This window comes from Streptomyces sp. NPDC057697 (assembly GCF_042799335.1).
GTDB lineage: Bacteria > Actinomycetota > Actinomycetes > Streptomycetales > Streptomycetaceae > Streptomyces.
Map to the genome: position 1 here is coordinate 1 of NZ_JBHVJA010000007.1, position 13,746 is coordinate 13,746.

General features: G+C 70.9%; 14 protein-coding genes and 2 pseudogenes. 8 read left to right on the forward strand and 8 right to left on the reverse strand.

Translation table 11 applies throughout. The features are described 5' to 3' along the window. Both ACFVFH_RS19315 and ACFVFH_RS19320 read left to right on the forward strand, forming a co-directional pair. Positions 1–333, forward strand: a pseudogene (locus ACFVFH_RS19315) (Tat pathway signal protein); the annotation flags it as partial. 188 nt (positions 334–521) lie between these two features. Next, positions 522–1,088 carry a DUF5565 family protein gene (locus tag ACFVFH_RS19320; RefSeq protein ID WP_383769959.1) on the forward strand — a complete coding sequence of 189 codons (567 nt, stop codon included), beginning with the start codon at positions 522–524 and terminating at the stop codon, positions 1,086–1,088. Between the two features lie 81 nt (positions 1,089–1,169). On the opposite strand, the gene ACFVFH_RS19325 is transcribed toward ACFVFH_RS19320, so the two are convergent. The 6 genes from ACFVFH_RS19325 to ACFVFH_RS19350 all read right to left on the reverse strand — a co-directional run bounded on the left by ACFVFH_RS19325 (position 1,170) and on the right by ACFVFH_RS19350 (position 4,890). Further along, positions 1,170–1,820: an HAD family hydrolase gene (locus ACFVFH_RS19325; RefSeq protein ID WP_383769962.1), complete on the reverse strand. Its 651-nt coding sequence runs from the start codon at positions 1,818–1,820 to the stop codon at positions 1,170–1,172. Beyond that, the gene (locus ACFVFH_RS19330) at positions 1,801–2,781 is read right to left on the reverse strand and encodes a helix-turn-helix domain-containing protein (protein ID WP_383769964.1); all 981 of its coding nucleotides are present in this window, start codon (positions 2,779–2,781) and stop codon (positions 1,801–1,803) included. The genes ACFVFH_RS19325 and ACFVFH_RS19330 overlap by 20 nt, the downstream gene beginning before the upstream one ends. 325 nt (positions 2,782–3,106) lie before the next feature. Continuing rightward, the gene (locus tag ACFVFH_RS19335) at positions 3,107–3,409 is read right to left on the reverse strand and encodes a DUF397 domain-containing protein (protein WP_383769966.1); all 303 of its coding nucleotides are present in this window, start codon (positions 3,407–3,409) and stop codon (positions 3,107–3,109) included. Beyond that, positions 3,406–3,657: a Scr1 family TA system antitoxin-like transcriptional regulator gene (locus ACFVFH_RS19340; protein ID WP_383769969.1), complete on the reverse strand. Its 252-nt coding sequence runs from the start codon at positions 3,655–3,657 to the stop codon at positions 3,406–3,408. The genes ACFVFH_RS19335 and ACFVFH_RS19340 overlap by 4 nt, the downstream gene beginning before the upstream one ends. Before the next feature lie 73 nt (positions 3,658–3,730). Beyond that, positions 3,731–4,036, reverse strand: a complete 306-nt coding sequence (locus tag ACFVFH_RS19345) for a DUF397 domain-containing protein (protein ID WP_383769972.1) — start codon at positions 4,034–4,036, stop codon at positions 3,731–3,733. Next, entirely contained in the window at positions 4,033–4,890 is an 858-nt protein-coding gene (locus tag ACFVFH_RS19350) for a helix-turn-helix transcriptional regulator (RefSeq protein WP_383769974.1), read from the reverse strand. Before ACFVFH_RS19350 ends, ACFVFH_RS19345 begins: the two co-directional genes overlap by 4 nt. Before the next feature lie 133 nt (positions 4,891–5,023). On the opposite strand from ACFVFH_RS19350, the gene ACFVFH_RS19355 reads away from it, so the two are divergent. Both ACFVFH_RS19355 and ACFVFH_RS19360 read left to right on the forward strand, forming a co-directional pair. Then, the gene (locus ACFVFH_RS19355; protein ID WP_383769977.1) at positions 5,024–5,470 is read left to right on the forward strand and encodes an ATP-binding protein; all 447 of its coding nucleotides are present in this window, start codon (positions 5,024–5,026) and stop codon (positions 5,468–5,470) included. Positions 5,471–5,599: 129 nt separating this feature from the next. Next, positions 5,600–6,199 (forward strand): annotated as a pseudogene (locus ACFVFH_RS19360) (site-specific integrase); the annotation flags it as partial. A gap of 104 nt (positions 6,200–6,303) precedes the next feature. Here ACFVFH_RS19360 and ACFVFH_RS19365 read toward each other — a convergent pair. Further along, complete coding sequence (locus ACFVFH_RS19365; protein WP_383769980.1) at positions 6,304–6,612, reverse strand: hypothetical protein; 309 nt, start codon at positions 6,610–6,612, stop codon at positions 6,304–6,306. A 448-nt stretch (positions 6,613–7,060) separates the two neighbouring features. On the opposite strand from ACFVFH_RS19365, the gene ACFVFH_RS19370 reads away from it, so the two are divergent. The 4 genes from ACFVFH_RS19370 to ACFVFH_RS19385 all read left to right on the forward strand — a co-directional run bounded on the left by ACFVFH_RS19370 (position 7,061) and on the right by ACFVFH_RS19385 (position 13,032). Continuing rightward, positions 7,061–7,423 carry a type II toxin-antitoxin system RelE/ParE family toxin gene (locus tag ACFVFH_RS19370; RefSeq protein WP_383770722.1) on the forward strand — a complete coding sequence of 121 codons (363 nt, stop codon included), beginning with the start codon at positions 7,061–7,063 and terminating at the stop codon, positions 7,421–7,423. A gap of 2 nt (positions 7,424–7,425) precedes the next feature. After that, positions 7,426–7,794 carry a helix-turn-helix domain-containing protein gene (locus ACFVFH_RS19375; RefSeq protein ID WP_383769982.1) on the forward strand — a complete coding sequence of 123 codons (369 nt, stop codon included), beginning with the start codon at positions 7,426–7,428 and terminating at the stop codon, positions 7,792–7,794. 109 nt (positions 7,795–7,903) lie between these two features. Next, entirely contained in the window at positions 7,904–10,486 is a 2,583-nt protein-coding gene (locus ACFVFH_RS19380; protein ID WP_383769985.1) for a bifunctional FO biosynthesis protein CofGH, read from the forward strand. A gap of 5 nt (positions 10,487–10,491) precedes the next feature. Then, on the forward strand, positions 10,492–13,032 hold the full coding sequence (locus tag ACFVFH_RS19385; RefSeq protein WP_383769988.1) for a tetratricopeptide repeat protein: 2,541 nt from the start codon (positions 10,492–10,494) through the stop codon (positions 13,030–13,032). A gap of 36 nt (positions 13,033–13,068) precedes the next feature. Here ACFVFH_RS19385 and ACFVFH_RS19390 read toward each other — a convergent pair whose 3' ends face one another. Continuing rightward, the gene (locus ACFVFH_RS19390; protein ID WP_383769991.1) at positions 13,069–13,659 is read right to left on the reverse strand and encodes a MerR family transcriptional regulator; all 591 of its coding nucleotides are present in this window, start codon (positions 13,657–13,659) and stop codon (positions 13,069–13,071) included. Positions 13,660–13,746: the final 87 nt, after the last annotated feature.

The following is a 13,746-nucleotide window of genomic DNA, read 5'->3' on the forward strand; positions in this document are numbered from 1 at the left end:
CGCACCGGTCACAGCGACGGTACCGCGGCGCCCGCCTCGGTGAAGGTGGCCACCGGTAGTGCGCCCAAGGCGAGCAAGCAGCCGACGATCTCGGGTACGGCGAAGGTGGGCAAGGTCCTCAAGGCCGCCAATGGCACCTGGTCGCCCGCGCCGACTTCGTACGGCTACCAGTGGTACGCCAACGGCAAGGCGATCTCGGGCGCCACGAAGTCCTCGCTGACGCTGAAGTCGGCCCAGAGCGGCAAGAAGATCACTGTGAAGGTGACCGCGCGCCGCACGGGTCACAGCAGTGGTTCCGCCACCAGCAAGGCGACGAAGGCGGTCGCCCGCTGACGCGGATGAGTGGATGAGGTGAACGCAAGGCAGGGGCCGGGTGGCCCGCACCGGACGGTGCGGAGCGCCCGGCCCTCGCGCTGTCGGGGGTACGCCGCCGGGCGCGACGTTAATTGGGGAGCGGTCCCGTTCGCGCCGAGGAATCATCTAGCCACCTGATGTGCCCAACGGCCCGAGAGGCTGCACCGATGCAGAAGATACCCACCCTGTTCGCCCGTGACTTCGACGCCCGCCCGGCCCATGTCATCCCGCAGCCGACGCCGGGATGCGACTGGGTGTTCGCCGGTGAAGGAAGGGCCACGCGCAAGTACGACGGCACCTGCGTCATGCTCGACGCGTCCGGTGCGTGGTGGGCCCGGCGCGAGGTGAAGCCGGGCAGGACGCCGCCCCCCGGCTTCGTGGCCGTCTCCACCGATGACACGACCGGAAAATCGGTCGGGTGGGAGCCCATCGCGCAGTCATCCTTCGCGAAGTTCCATGACGAGGCGCTGCGGACGAGCGCCCCGGGCGACCATGTGCCCGGCACCTTCGAGCTGATCGGTCCGAAGATCAACGGGAACCCGGAGCGCGTCGACTCCCACCGGCTCGTCGAGCACGCCGCCGCGGCGGACATCGGCATGCCCGAGGAGCTGTCGTACGAGAGCATCCGGGAGCGCGCGCTCGCCCTGGCCGCCGAGGGGTACGAGGGGATCGTCTGGCACCACCCCGATGGCCGGATGGCGAAGATCAAGGGCAAGGACTTCCCGCAGAGCTGAGGGCTTCCCGCAGAGCGGAGGGTTTCCCACAGGGCTGAGGCTTCCCGCAGGGCTGACGGCGACCGGCCGCGCCGGAAGCTCTCAGAGTCCGGACAGCAGCGTCGGCAGCTTGCGCATGTCGTCGAAGACGACGGTGTCCGGGCCCTCCAGCCAGTGCGCCGGGGTCAGCCCGCCCGCGTAGCCGAACGCCCGCATCCCGGCCGAACGCGCCGCCTGCACGCCGTACTTGCTGTCCTCGACGACCACGCAGGCGGCGGGTTCGACGCCCATCCGGCGGGCCGCGTGGAGGAAGAGATCGGGGGCGGGCTTCCCGTGGGCGACCTCCGAGGCGCTGAAGATGCGGCCCTCGAAGTGGGAGTGGAGCCCGGTGTGGCCGAGGGTGTGGCGCATCTTCTCGTGGCTGCCGCTGGACGCCACGCAGGTGGGGAGCGTGAGGGCGGCCAGGGCGTCCCGGATGCCGTCCACCGCGACGAGTTCGGCTTCGACCGCGTCGTGGTGAAGGGCCTCGAAGCGCTGCTGCCAGGCGGCGGACCGGCCGGGCAGCCGGGCGTCGATCAGCGCGCCGATGGACTTGTTCGACCGCCCCACGAACTGCTCGACGACCTCCTCCGCCGTCAGCGGCCACCCCAGCTCGGCACCCACCTGGACCTGGATGCGGACGGCGATGCGTTCGCTGTCGACGAGTACGCCGTCGCAGTCGAATATGACGAGTTCAGGAGCGGTGGTGATCATCCGGCCAGGATAGGGAACGGGCCGGGCCGTCGGCCGGCGCGCGGTCGTCGGCTGATGTGTGGCCCTCGGCTGATGTGTGGCCCTCGGACGCGCAGTCGTGGCAGTGGCCCGGGAACGGGGACCGGAAGGCGCGTTCGCAGCTGTCGCAGTTCTGGAGCGGGACGGCGGGACCGGAGGGGGTCGGCGGGGGCGGGAGCAGCTTGGTGAGGCGGTGCGCGATGAACTTCACGGGGTACTTGACCGGCTGCGGGAGGTCGTCGGTGAGGGCCTTCCGGAGAGCGGCGGGGCTGCTTCCCCGCTCGAACCACGTGGCGGCGGCAGGCGCGAGGCGGACCACATCGGCCTCGCTGAGGGTGAGTTGAGGCGCGTGGCGGGGGAGATCGGTGAGCAACGCGGTGGCGGCGCGCAGGAGCTGGGGGAGAGCCTGACGCGGCTGGGGGAGGGGCGGGGTCGGCGCCTTGGCGGCCGTGGGCGCGGGGACCGGGGGTGGCGGGGGAGGCGGGGGTGCGGCGGCCGCCGGTGCGGGTTCTGCGGCTGCGGCTGAGTCTGGGGTCGGTGCGGGGTCCGGGGCCGGGTGTCGTTGGGGGGTGGTGCGGTTCGGCTGGTTGTAGGAGCACGTACGCGTGACGACCCGGCCGTTGGGCAGGCGCTCGCGGGTACGGGTCAGATAGCCGTGGGCCTCCAGTTCGCGTAACGCGGCGGCGATGCGGGCCTCGCTCTCGGGGAAGCGTTCGGCGAGCTTCTTGATGCCGATCCGCGCCCCGGCGGGCAGCGACTGGATGTACGTCGAAAGCCCGATCGCGAGCAGGGACAGTTCGCGGTGCTGGGCGAGGTGGTTGCCGATGATCGTGAACCGGCTGGTCTGGCGGGTGTTGATGTGGCGGATGCCGGAATCGGGCGACCCGCCCCGGCGAACGGGGGGCGCGGAACGTGTACGCGCGCTAACCTGCTGTGTATCCATCGGGAAGGTCTTGGCTTCCTAGGTGGTCAGGCCCTCGTTCGGGATCATCACTCCCGGCCGAGGGCCGACATGCGTTTGGGGCTGTGTTGGCGTGAGCATATGCCCGCAAGCTGTCCCGAAATCCAGCGGAGTTGGCCGAAGTCACCCGCGCGAGTGACAGGGACCCGCAGGTTACAGAGACGGGTTGGGTTGGGTTTTCCTCACGTCCTCACGACAAAAACTCACAAGCATTTACGTCGCTGCACACCGCGTCCCGGACAGCCGCGTCGCGGTCCACCGGGTCGCGGCTGTCACGACCCGGTGGACGCCCGCCGGGGCAGGGCGTTCAGCCCTGCTGTGCGTACGAAACGAACGCCGCCCAGGCGCCGGGGGCGACGTTGAGTCGGGGGCCCTGGACGTTCTTGGAGTCGCGGATGTGGACGGCAGCGGTGCAACTCGCGACCTCGATGCACTCGCCGCCTTCGCCGCTGCTGTGGCTCGACTTGTGCCAGTGGGCGGCGACTTCGACGCAGTTGCCGCCGCCGCCGCTGTAGCTGCTCTTGCGCCATTCATAGGCGACCTCGACGCAGGTTCCGCCTTCGCCGCCGCTGTAGCTGCTCTTGAACCAGTGCAGTTGCTCGCTGTTCATAGCTCTCCCAGCATCTTCTCGATGAGCATCAGGGACTTCTTCGGGGTGAGAGCCTGCGCCCGCGTGATCCCGCAGCGCTCGCTGAACTGACGGACCTCATCTGGGTCGGTGATGAGGCGGGCGTGCCCCTGAATCTCCGTGTACACAGCCTCGCCAAGGCCCCTGGGCGTGAGCAAGGTGAACGGGCCGTCCATGGAGGGGTGTTCATCGCGTGCGGTCGGCATGACTTGGAGCTTCACCGTGCGCATCTGGCCTACTGGACCAGCGGTCCACCGGGTCGCGGCTGTCACGACCCGGTGGGCACCCGCCACCACAGAGCGCTCAGCCCTGCTGTGCGTACGAAACGAACGCCGCCCAGGCGCCGGGGGCGACGTCGAGCTGGGGCCCCTGGACGTTCTTGGAGTCGCGGATGTGTACGGCGGCGGCGCAACTTGCGACCTCGATGCACTCGCCGCCTGCGCCGCTGCTGTGGCTCGACTTGTGCCAGTGAGCAGCGACTTCGACGCAGTTGCCACCAGCGCCGCTGCTGTAGCTGCTCTTGCGCCACTCGTAGGCGACCTCGATGCAGTTGCTGCCGCCACCGCCGCTGTAGCTGCTCTTGAACCAGTTCAGTTGCCCGATGCTCATCGTTCTCCCAGCATCTTCTCGATCGTGGCCAAGGACTCCCTCGGAGTGAGAGCCACCGACTGCATAATTCCATAGCGCACGGCCAGCACCCGGACTTCTTCCGGCTCGGTGATGAGCCTCGGATACCCGTGAGTCTCCAGGTAGGCAAGCTGCTGCTTGCCCTTGGGGGTGATCAGGGTGAACGGGCCGTCGATGCTGGGCTGTTCGGTGCGGTCGAGCGGCATCAGCTGGAGCTCCACTGTCCTGAGGCGGCCGATGTGCAGAAGCCTCTGCAACTGCTCCCGATGTACGTCCCGGCCTCCGATAGGTCGCGCCAACACGCTCTCATCCAGGATGAAGTGGAATGTCGGGGAGGGCCAGGGCTCGAAGATCTTCTGCCGGTCGAGCCGGTCGGCGACGCGCTTCTCAACGATCTCCTCGCTGAGCAGCGGCCGCCACTGGGCGAAGATCGCTCGGGCGTACGCCTCGGTCTGGAGCAGTCCGGGGACGGCCTGGTTGCTGTAGTCGTAGAGCTGCGATGCGGCAGCCTCTAGATTCGCGTAGCCGCGATACCACTCCGGATGTCGCGTACGCGCCTTCGCCAGCGCTTCCCTGACCTCCTCGATCGTGGCGCGGAGCAGGCCGCCCGCGCCGAGCGCGTCATCCGCGAGTGCCAGGAACTCCGGCTGAGGCGTCCGCACCCCCCGTTCCATCGCGGAGACCAGATCCTCCCCGCAGTGCGTGGCGACGGCCAGCTCCCGCTGGCTCATGCCCGCGCGCTCGCGCAGCACCTTGATCATTTTTCCGAGCGCCCGGAAAAGGTGCGCCGTACCATCCGATTCGACCGGCCGCTCGGGCCGTACTTCCTTCGCCATGCGTCCCGCACCGCTCTCTGTCCACCCGTCACGGTCGACGTCCCGTACAGCCGACAGGGCGTGCCCGTACAGCTACTCGGCGTCGTGCTGTCACTCCTGGTCAGCGTACGAGCAACCGGACACGCTGAGTCACATGAACGCTGAATTCACCCTTGTGAACCACGAGTTCGTCCAACGCCTCAGCGCGACCCGTCGGGGCGCCCGGCTCGCGCGCCGGCTCGCGGTGCACCAACTCGACGCATGGGGCGTGCCGTACGGGAGCGGGCTCTCCGACGATGTCGCCGTGATCGTGTCCGAGCTGGCGGCCAACGCCGTGCTGCACGGGGCGGTGCCGGGGCGGGACTTCGAGCTGCGGCTCCTCGCGCTGTCGGGCACGCTCCGTATCGAGGTGTCGGACGCGCGGGGCGAACGTGAACCGGAGGTGCGGCCGTTCCGCACCGGCGCGGAGTCGGGGTTCGGCCTGCATCTGGTCGGGGCGCTGGCGACTACGTGGGGCGTGCGGGACCGGGTCGTCGGCAAGACGGTCTGGGCCGAGTGTGTCACGGGGCCTGAGGAACATCAGTGTCAGATCGTGCGCTAAGCCTCTGTCAGCCCTGTTGGGCAGCTGGCGGGTCGGCGGCGACGAAGCCGGTCTGAAGTCATCCATCTGCGGTGACATTCGCTGGCTTCTGCGGGAAGCGGCTCTGTTATCTGCGGCAGGGAGAACTCGGTGCCCACGCTCGTCCACCTGCCGACCGGGAAGGCGGTGACCGTCCAGACGGCAGCCGACCTGTTCCTCGACTCGCTCGGCAACCCGAACACTGTCCGGAACTACGGCATCGCCGTGGGGAAGACCGTCGAGCGCCTCGGCGAAGGCCGGCCGCTCGCCTCGGTAGAGGACGTGGAGATCGGCGAGGTGCTGGAGCTGCTGTGGGGCCGCTCGGCGGTGAACACCTGGAACGCCCGCCGCGGCGCCGTGCTGTCCTGGACGGGCTGGTGCTCCGAACACGGGTACGAGGGCCCGACGGTCCCGGCCTGGGCGAAGCGGCTGGCGGTGCCGGACTCCGAGACCCCAGCCCGCTCAAAGATGGCCGTCGACCGGCTGATCGCCCGGCGAGAGGTCCACCTGAGGGAGAAGACCCTGTGGCGGATGCTCTACGAGACCTCGGGCCGGGCGGAGGGGATCCTCGACGTGAACATCGAGGACCTGGACTTGGCCGGGCGCCGCTGCCCGGTCAAGGCGAAGGGTGCCCGGACCAAGGCCCGCCGCCGGGGCCAGGCCCGCGGGGACTACGTGCTGGAGGCCGTGTACTGGGACGCCGGGAGCGCCGCACGTTGGGCCGAGCGCTGCTCGGCCCAACGGAATCAGCTTGCACACGGCACCTGACTGGGCGAGCCGTTCAGAGGCGCTGGCCGGCGGTCGGTGCCAGGTGCTCAGTGGATGACGATGGAGAACCAGGAGTCAGCGGGCTGGCCACTGGCGTTGCGGGCCAGCACCTTGGCGGAGTGGTTGCTCTTGTCACACCCGCTTTGCCAGGTGTAGCTGACGATCATGGCTCCCTGGAGCGAGGAGACGCTGGGGAGGACCTTCGCCGGGTCGAACTCAGGGTTGGCGAAGGTCACGCAGTAATCGCCGGGACCGAGACGCTTGACCCCGTCGACGCCCTTGGCGTTCCGCACCTCGCCTGCGCCGGTGACCGTCGCGCCGGCCTGTGCGTAGGGAGCGCTGACGTTGTCGGCCACGGCAACGGCTACTCCTGCTGTCCCGGCCACGAGGGCCAGGCCCACGGCTCCGAGCGCCAGAGCGCGTGAAGGCGAAGTCCTACTGCGAGCCACGAAATCTCCTTGGAGAGAGCCCGAACGGATTCGATCAGAACAACATTCACCCGTAGTGGCCCACCCGGCGGACGAAGATCACTCGGGCGACGTAGACCTTGGAGCACTTGAACGACGCCAGGTGGACTTCGCCAGATCAGAAGCTTGCTGTGCGCATGACGGCTCCTCTGCGAGCAGGGCGGACCGGGCGTCCGTCAGGGCGGAGCCGGGATGCAACATCTACCCGCCAGGGGGATCGTGTGGCCCGGACCGGCGGCCGGAGAAGGCGCCGGGGTGGCGCCGGGGGCGAGAGCGCGGCGAAGGGGCGGGCCGAATCCCCTTCTATACAAATTTCTGTATAGTCACTCCCGTGGAGTTGCCTTGGCGAATCGAGATCGAGCCTGAGGTTCGGCAGTGGCTGTCGCTGCTCGCCGATGTTCAGTACGACAAGGCTGAACGGGCAGCTGACATGCTCGCTGCGAACCCCACGACTCTGGCCGAGCCCTATTCCAGGCACCTCGGTGGCAAGGTGCGTGAGCTGCGCTTCACCATGGATGGCAGCGCGGTGCGTATCACCTACTGGCTCGCCCCCGAGAAACGAATCGTGCTGCTGACGGTGTTCCGGAAGACAAAGCAGCGTGAGACTGCTGAGGTCGAGCGTGCCCAGCTGGCCCAAAGGGTGTGCGAGGCGGATCATGGTGCGGCCGCGCACACATATGACCGGAGCGAGGAGGCGTAGTCGTGGATCACTCTCAGTGGAAGACACGGCAGACCAGGAAACTTCTGGGAGAGGTGGCCGAGGAGTCGCCCGCTTATGTCGAGGCCGGGTACGCCTTCGCGCTGGGGCAGGCCGTGTATGACCGGCGGGCCGAACTAGGTCTGTCGCAGACCGGGCTGGCCCGCCGCGCGGGGATGACACAACCGCAGATCTCCAACATCGAGGGCGGTGACTCCGTTCCGACCCTGGCTCTCCTGACGCGCCTGGCCAAGGCCCTGGACGCTTCGCTCACCATCGACCTGGACGGCGACACCTCCGCGTTCTCCTTCACCGCGCACGAAGACGGCGATCCTGGCGGGACCGGGACGGACGGGCGCTCCTCGGCGGCCTGACCCGGCTCACCTCCACCGGCACTCGGCACCCCGGTGCCGTCCGAGGAATCGGAGTCCCGCGCCAGATGCCCTGGTCCGGGGCGCGGGCCCCGCTCGTATGCTCGGGTTCATGACCGATCCTCAGAGCGGACGTCCGACGACCAATTCCATGCGGCGTGCCCTCAAGCGGGCCCGTGACGGTGTCGCTCTCGATGTGGCCGAGGCAGCCGTGCTGCTTCAGGCGCGGGGCGAGGACCTCACCGACCTCGCCGCCTCGGCCGCCCGGGTGCGGGACGCGGGGCTCGACGCCGCGGGCAGGCCCGGGGTCATCACGTACTCCCGCAAGGTCTTCATCCCGCTGACCCGGCTCTGCCGCGACAAGTGCCACTACTGCACCTTCGTCACCGTGCCCGGCAAGCTGCGGCGCGCGGGCCACGGGATGTTCCTCTCGCCCGACGAGGTGCTGGACATCGCCCGCAAGGGTGCGGAGCTGGGCTGCAAGGAAGCGCTGTTCACGCTCGGCGACCGGCCCGAGGACCGGTGGCCCGAGGCGCGGGAGTGGCTGGAGGCCGAGGGGTACGACGACACCCTCGCGTACGTACGCGCCATGGCGATCCGGGTCCTTGAGGAGACCGGGCTGCTGCCCCACCTCAACCCGGGCGTCATGAGCTGGACCGACCTCCAGCGGCTCAAGCCCGTGGCGCCGTCCATGGGGATGATGCTGGAGACGACCGCCACCCGCCTTTGGTCCGAGCCCGGCGGCCCGCACCACGGCTCCCCGGACAAGGAACCGGCCGTACGGCTGAGGGTGCTGGAGGACGCGGGGCGGTCCAACGTCCCGTTCACCACCGGCATCCTGATCGGCATCGGGGAGTCGTACGAGGAGCGCGCCGACTCCCTCTTCGAGCTGCGCAGGACCGCCCGCGCCTACCACGGCATCCAGGAAGTCATCGTCCAGAACTTCCGCGCCAAGCCCGACACCGCGATGCGCGCCATGCCGGACGCGGAGCTGGAGGAGCTGGCCGCCGCCATCGCCGTGGCCCGGCACATCCTCGGCCCGTCCGCCCGCATCCAGGCCCCGCCCAACCTGGTCGACGCGGAGTACGCGCTGATCATCGGCGCCGGGATCGACGACTGGGGCGGGATCTCGCCGCTCACCCCGGACCATGTGAACCCCGAGCGCCCCTGGCCGCACATCGAGGAGCTGGCGGCCAGGACCGCCGAGAGCGGCTTCGCGCTGCGGGAACGGCTCACCATCTACCCGGAGTTCATCCGGCGCGGCGAACCCTGGCTCGACCCCCGCCTCCTCCCGCACGTCCGGGCCCTCGCCGACCCGGAGACGGGGCTCGCCCGCGAGGACGCCGCCCCCGCCGGGCTGCCCTGGCAGGAGCCCGACCAGGAGTTCGGCGCCAGCGGCCGCACCGACCTGCACCGCACCATCGACACCGAGGGCCGCACCGGCGACCGCCGCGAGGACTTCGACGAGGTGTACGGGGACTGGGAAGCGCTGCGCGAGGCCGCCGCGCCCGGCATGGTGCCGTCCCGGATCGACACCGATGTGCGCGAGGCGCTGAGCCGGGCGGCCGACGACCCGACGAAGCTCACCGACGAACAGGCGCTCGCCCTGCTCCACGCGGACGGCCCCGCGCTCGACGAGCTGTGCCGGATCGCGGACGCGCTGCGCCGGGACGTGGTCGGTGACGACGTCACGTACATCGTCACCAGGAACATCAACTTCACCAACGTCTGCTACACCGGCTGCCGGTTCTGCGCCTTCGCCCAGCGGCGCACCGACGCCGACGCGTACACCCTCTCCCTGGACCAGGTCGCGGACCGGGCCGCGCAGGCGTGGGACGTCGGCGCGGTTGAGGTCTGCATGCAGGGCGGCATCCACCCGGACCTGCCCGGCACCGCGTACTTCGACATCGCGAAGGCGGTACGGGAACGCGTCCCCGGCATGCATGTGCACGCCTTCTCCCCGATGGAGGTCGTCAACGGCGCCACCCGCACCGGGATGTCCATCCGGGACTGGCTGATCGCGGCGAAGGAGGCCGGGCTCGGCTCGATCCCCGGCACGGCGGCCGAGATCCTGGACGACGAGGTGCGCTGGGTCCTCACCAAGGGCAAGCTGCCGACCGCGACCTGGCTGGAGGTCATCAGGACCGCCCACGAGGTGGGCCTGCGCTCGTCCTCGACGATGATGTACGGGCATGTCGACCAGCCCCGCCACTGGCTGGGCCATCTGCGGACGCTGGCCCGGCTCCAGCAGGAGACCGGCGGCTTCACGGAGTTCGTCACGCTGCCGTTCATCCACACCAACGCGCCCGTCTACCTCGCGGGCATCGCCCGCCCCGGCCCGACCGATCGCGACAACCGCGCGGTGACGGCGATGGCCCGGCTCCTTCTGCACCCGCACATCACCAACATCCAGACGAGCTGGGTGAAGCTGGGCACGGAGGGTGCGGCGGAAATGCTCCGCTCGGGCGCCAACGACCTGGGCGGCACCCTGATGGAGGAGACCATCTCCCGGATGGCCGGGTCGAGTTACGGCTCCTACCGCTCCATCCAGGACCTGATCGCCATCGCGGAGCTGGCCGGCCGCCCGGCGAAGCCGCGTACGACCCTGTACGGAGAGGTCCCGGCGGAGCGGGTGGCGGCGGCCGAGGCGTCCGACGGTCACCTTCCGGAGCTGCTTCCGGTGCTGCCAGACTGAGCCGTATGGCAGCCGCCCGACCGCAACGCCGTTCGATGCAGCAGATCATCGAGGACCGCAGACGCGCCTCGTTCATCGGCCGAGCGGCCGAACTCGACGTCTTCCGGGGGAACTTCGACCTTCCCCCGGAGGACGTACGCCACCGCTTCGTCTTCCACGTCCGGGGCAACGCGGGCGTCGGGAAGACCTCTCTCGTACGGGAGATGGCGCGCGTGGCGCAGGAGCGCGGGGCCGTCACCGCCCACGCCGACGAGTCCGCCGACTCCGTGCCCGCGCTGCTGGCCATGGTCTCCGAGCAGTTCGGCAGGCAGGGCCATCCGCTCAAGGCGCTGGACCGGCTGCTGGCCACCTACCGGCAGCGGCTCCAGGAGGCGCTGACGGGCATGGGCGCGCAGGGCGCCGGCGCGTCGGCCAACGGAGCGCAGGACCCCTCGGCGGGTTCGCTCGCGCTCGCCCAGGCCGGGCTGATCGGGGTCGGCATGATCCCGCTGCTCGGGGCGTTCGCGGGAGCCGTCGATCCGGCGCTGGTGGCGCGGGGCGCGGACGGGGTGCGGAGCGCGCTCGGCGCCCGGTTCGGGCACGGCGGCGACGGCGGGGCGTCGGCCGATCCTGTGCGGGCGCTCACCGGGGCCTTCCTGGACGATCTGGCCCGGGTGGGCGACCAGGCGCCCTGGATCGTGTTCTTCCTCGACACCTACGAACGGACCGCCCCCTACCTCGACGGCTGGCTGCACGAACTGATCACCCGGACCCACCGGGCCGCCCTGCCGGACAACGTCGTCTTCACCCTCGCCGGACAGCGCCGACTGGACCCCGCGCACTGGGACGGGGCCGAGAACTTCGTCACCGATCTGCCGCTGCGGCCGTTCACCGACACGGAGGCGCGCGGGCTGCTCGCCGCCAAGGGCATCACCGACGAACCGGTCGTCGCCGAGGTGCTGAGGCTGTCCGGGCGGCTGCCGGTGCTGGTCTCCACTCTCGCCGGGTCCCGGCCCACGGCACCGGACGAGGTGGACGACCCCAGCGCCACCGCCGTCGAACGCTTCCTGAAGTGGGAACGCGACCCGACCCTGCGCACGGCCGCACTCGCCTGCGCCCTGCCCCGACGGCTGGACGAGGAGATCACGGGGGCGGCGGTGGGTGCGGCTGATGTGGGAGCGGCTGGTGTGGGGGCCGGGGTGGGCTCCGTGGCGGGTGTTGCGGGTGTTGCCGGTGCTGCCAGAGTTGCTGGTGTTGCGGCGGGGGCGGCGGTCGGGGCCACGACCGACGCCCCCGATGTGTACGCCTGGCTGTGCTCCCTGCCGTTCGTGACCGCGAGCCCCGGCCGCGCCCGCTACCACGAGGTCGTACGCACGCCGATGCTGCGCCTGCGCCGGGTCGGGGCGCCGCAGGCCTGGCGGGACGGCCACGCCCGGCTCGCCTCGTTGTTCGCCGCGCGGCGGACGGCGGAGGAGGACGGGCACGGCGACGCGGCGGGGCGCCCGTGGAGCCGGCCCGGCTGGCGCGCCGAACGGGGCGAGGAGCTGTACCACCTGCTGTGCGCCGCGCCCCGTACCGCGCTGCCCGCCGCCCTGCGCGACGGGGTCGACGCCTGCTGGGCGGAGACCCCGGCCGCCCGCCACTGGGCGCGCGCCCTCGCGGAGGCGGGCGAGGACGGCGGGGACGGGCACCTGCGGTCCTGGGGCGCCGAATGCCTGGCCGCGCTGGCCGACGAACAGTACGGCGCGGTACGGGCGCTGGGGCTGCTGCTGGCCCGCCCCGAGCTGGACGACAACGGCAGGGCCGCGGCGTACAACGCGCGCGGCTGGCAGTACTTCATCCTCGGCCGGTACCAGGACGCGCTCGACGACCACGCGCGGGCGGTCGACGTGGACCCGCAGGATCCGGGAGGCCACCACGGGGCGGCGATCACCCGGCGGACGCTCGGGGAGTTCGGCACGGCCCTGCGCCACATCGACCGCTGCGCGGAGCTGGCCCCGGAGGCCGCGTGGGTGGCCCATGAGCGCGGCGAGACCTACCGGCGCATGGGCCGGCACGAGGAGGCGCTCGCGGAGCTGGACCGCGCACACGCCCTCGCCCCGAAGGAGCCCCTGACCCTGGGCAGCCGGGGCCAGGTCAAATTCGCGCTCGGCCGCGCCGCCGACGCCCTGGAGGACCTGGACCGGGCCGTCGTCCTGTGGCCGGACTACACCTGGGCCCTGACCCGCCGGGCGCACGTCCGGCGCTTCCTGGGGGACGGCGCGGGGGCGCTGGCCGACCTGGACCGGGCCGAGCGGCTGAGCCCCGGCACGGCCGGAATCATGGGCGAGCGGGGCGATGTGTACCGCTTCGACGGGCGGTACGAGGAGGCGGTCGCGGAGTACGGACGGGCGCTCGCCGCAGACCCGTCGTACGCCTGGGCCCTGGGCAGCCGCGCGCTGGCGTACGAGGCGCTGGGCCGTACCCCTGACGCGCTGGCCGACCTGGACCGGGCGCTGGAGATCGACCCGGCGTACGCCTGGGCGCGGCGGCAGCGGGACCGGCTGGACGGGGCGGGCCCGGCCTGAGGCATCGAGCGGTGGGACGTCGAGTGCGCGTGGTCGTCAGCTTGTGGGGCGGTCGTCCTGTTGCGACGGCTGCGGCTGTTGTGCGTGTTGTGGCTGTTGCGACAGCTGTGGCTGTTGTGGCTGCTGTGGTGAGGGCGACGGCAGGAAGTCGCTGGTGTCCGGGGTGCCGCTGAGTGCGGCGTCGACCCGGCCCCGGATGTAGTCGCCGGTCATGGGGCAGTCGAGGGCCTTGTCGGTGCGGCAGCCGAGCATGTGGCTCAGCACCGCCACCGCCCGGTTCAGCTTCTCGATCCGCTCCAGCATCGCGTCCCGCTGGGCGGTGATCAGCCCCAGCCGGTCCGCGACCGTCTCGCTGCCGACGATGGCGGCCGTCTCCGCGAGGGTCAGCATCCCGTCGTCGTGCCAGAGCTGCACGTAGGCGAGCGGGGCGAGATCCTCGCGGGTGTAGTGGCGGACCCGGCCCCGGCGCTCGCTGTGCCGGACGAGGCCGCGCTCCTCGTAGAAACGGAGGGCGGCCACCGAGATCCCGAAGGCCTCCGCGACCTCGCTGATCGAGTACAGATCCTTCGGAGGGGCCTCGGACGGGTCGTTCCTGGGAGGCGGAGGGGCCTCGGACGGGTCGTTCATGGGAGGCGGAGGAGCCTCGGGCCGGGCGTTCCCGGGAGGCGCGGGGGCCTCGGGCCGGGCGTTCCCGGGGCCCGGTGAAGCTTCGGG

What these genes read in the sequence shown, in the direction of transcription:
- ACFVFH_RS19320 (WP_383769959.1), top strand. Translation starts at nt 522, where the DNA reads ATGCAGAAGATACCCACCCTGTTCGCCCGTGACTTCGACGCCCGCCCG.
- ACFVFH_RS19325 (WP_383769962.1), bottom strand. Translation starts at nt 1,820, where the DNA reads ATGATCACCACCGCTCCTGAACTCGTCATATTCGACTGCGACGGCGTA.
- ACFVFH_RS19330 (WP_383769964.1), bottom strand. Translation starts at nt 2,781, where the DNA reads ATGGATACACAGCAGGTTAGCGCGCGTACACGTTCCGCGCCCCCCGTT.
- ACFVFH_RS19335 (WP_383769966.1), bottom strand. Translation starts at nt 3,409, where the DNA reads ATGAACAGCGAGCAACTGCACTGGTTCAAGAGCAGCTACAGCGGCGGC.
- ACFVFH_RS19340 (WP_383769969.1), bottom strand. Translation starts at nt 3,657, where the DNA reads ATGCGCACGGTGAAGCTCCAAGTCATGCCGACCGCACGCGATGAACAC.
- ACFVFH_RS19345 (WP_383769972.1), bottom strand. Translation starts at nt 4,036, where the DNA reads ATGAGCATCGGGCAACTGAACTGGTTCAAGAGCAGCTACAGCGGCGGT.
- ACFVFH_RS19350 (WP_383769974.1), bottom strand. Translation starts at nt 4,890, where the DNA reads ATGGCGAAGGAAGTACGGCCCGAGCGGCCGGTCGAATCGGATGGTACG.
- ACFVFH_RS19355 (WP_383769977.1), top strand. Translation starts at nt 5,024, where the DNA reads ATGAACGCTGAATTCACCCTTGTGAACCACGAGTTCGTCCAACGCCTC.
- ACFVFH_RS19380 (WP_383769985.1), top strand. Translation starts at nt 7,904, where the DNA reads ATGACCGATCCTCAGAGCGGACGTCCGACGACCAATTCCATGCGGCGT.
- ACFVFH_RS19385 (WP_383769988.1), top strand. Translation starts at nt 10,492, where the DNA reads ATGGCAGCCGCCCGACCGCAACGCCGTTCGATGCAGCAGATCATCGAG.
- ACFVFH_RS19390 (WP_383769991.1), bottom strand. Translation starts at nt 13,659, where the DNA reads ATGAACGACCCGTCCGAGGCCCCTCCGCCTCCCAGGAACGACCCGTCC.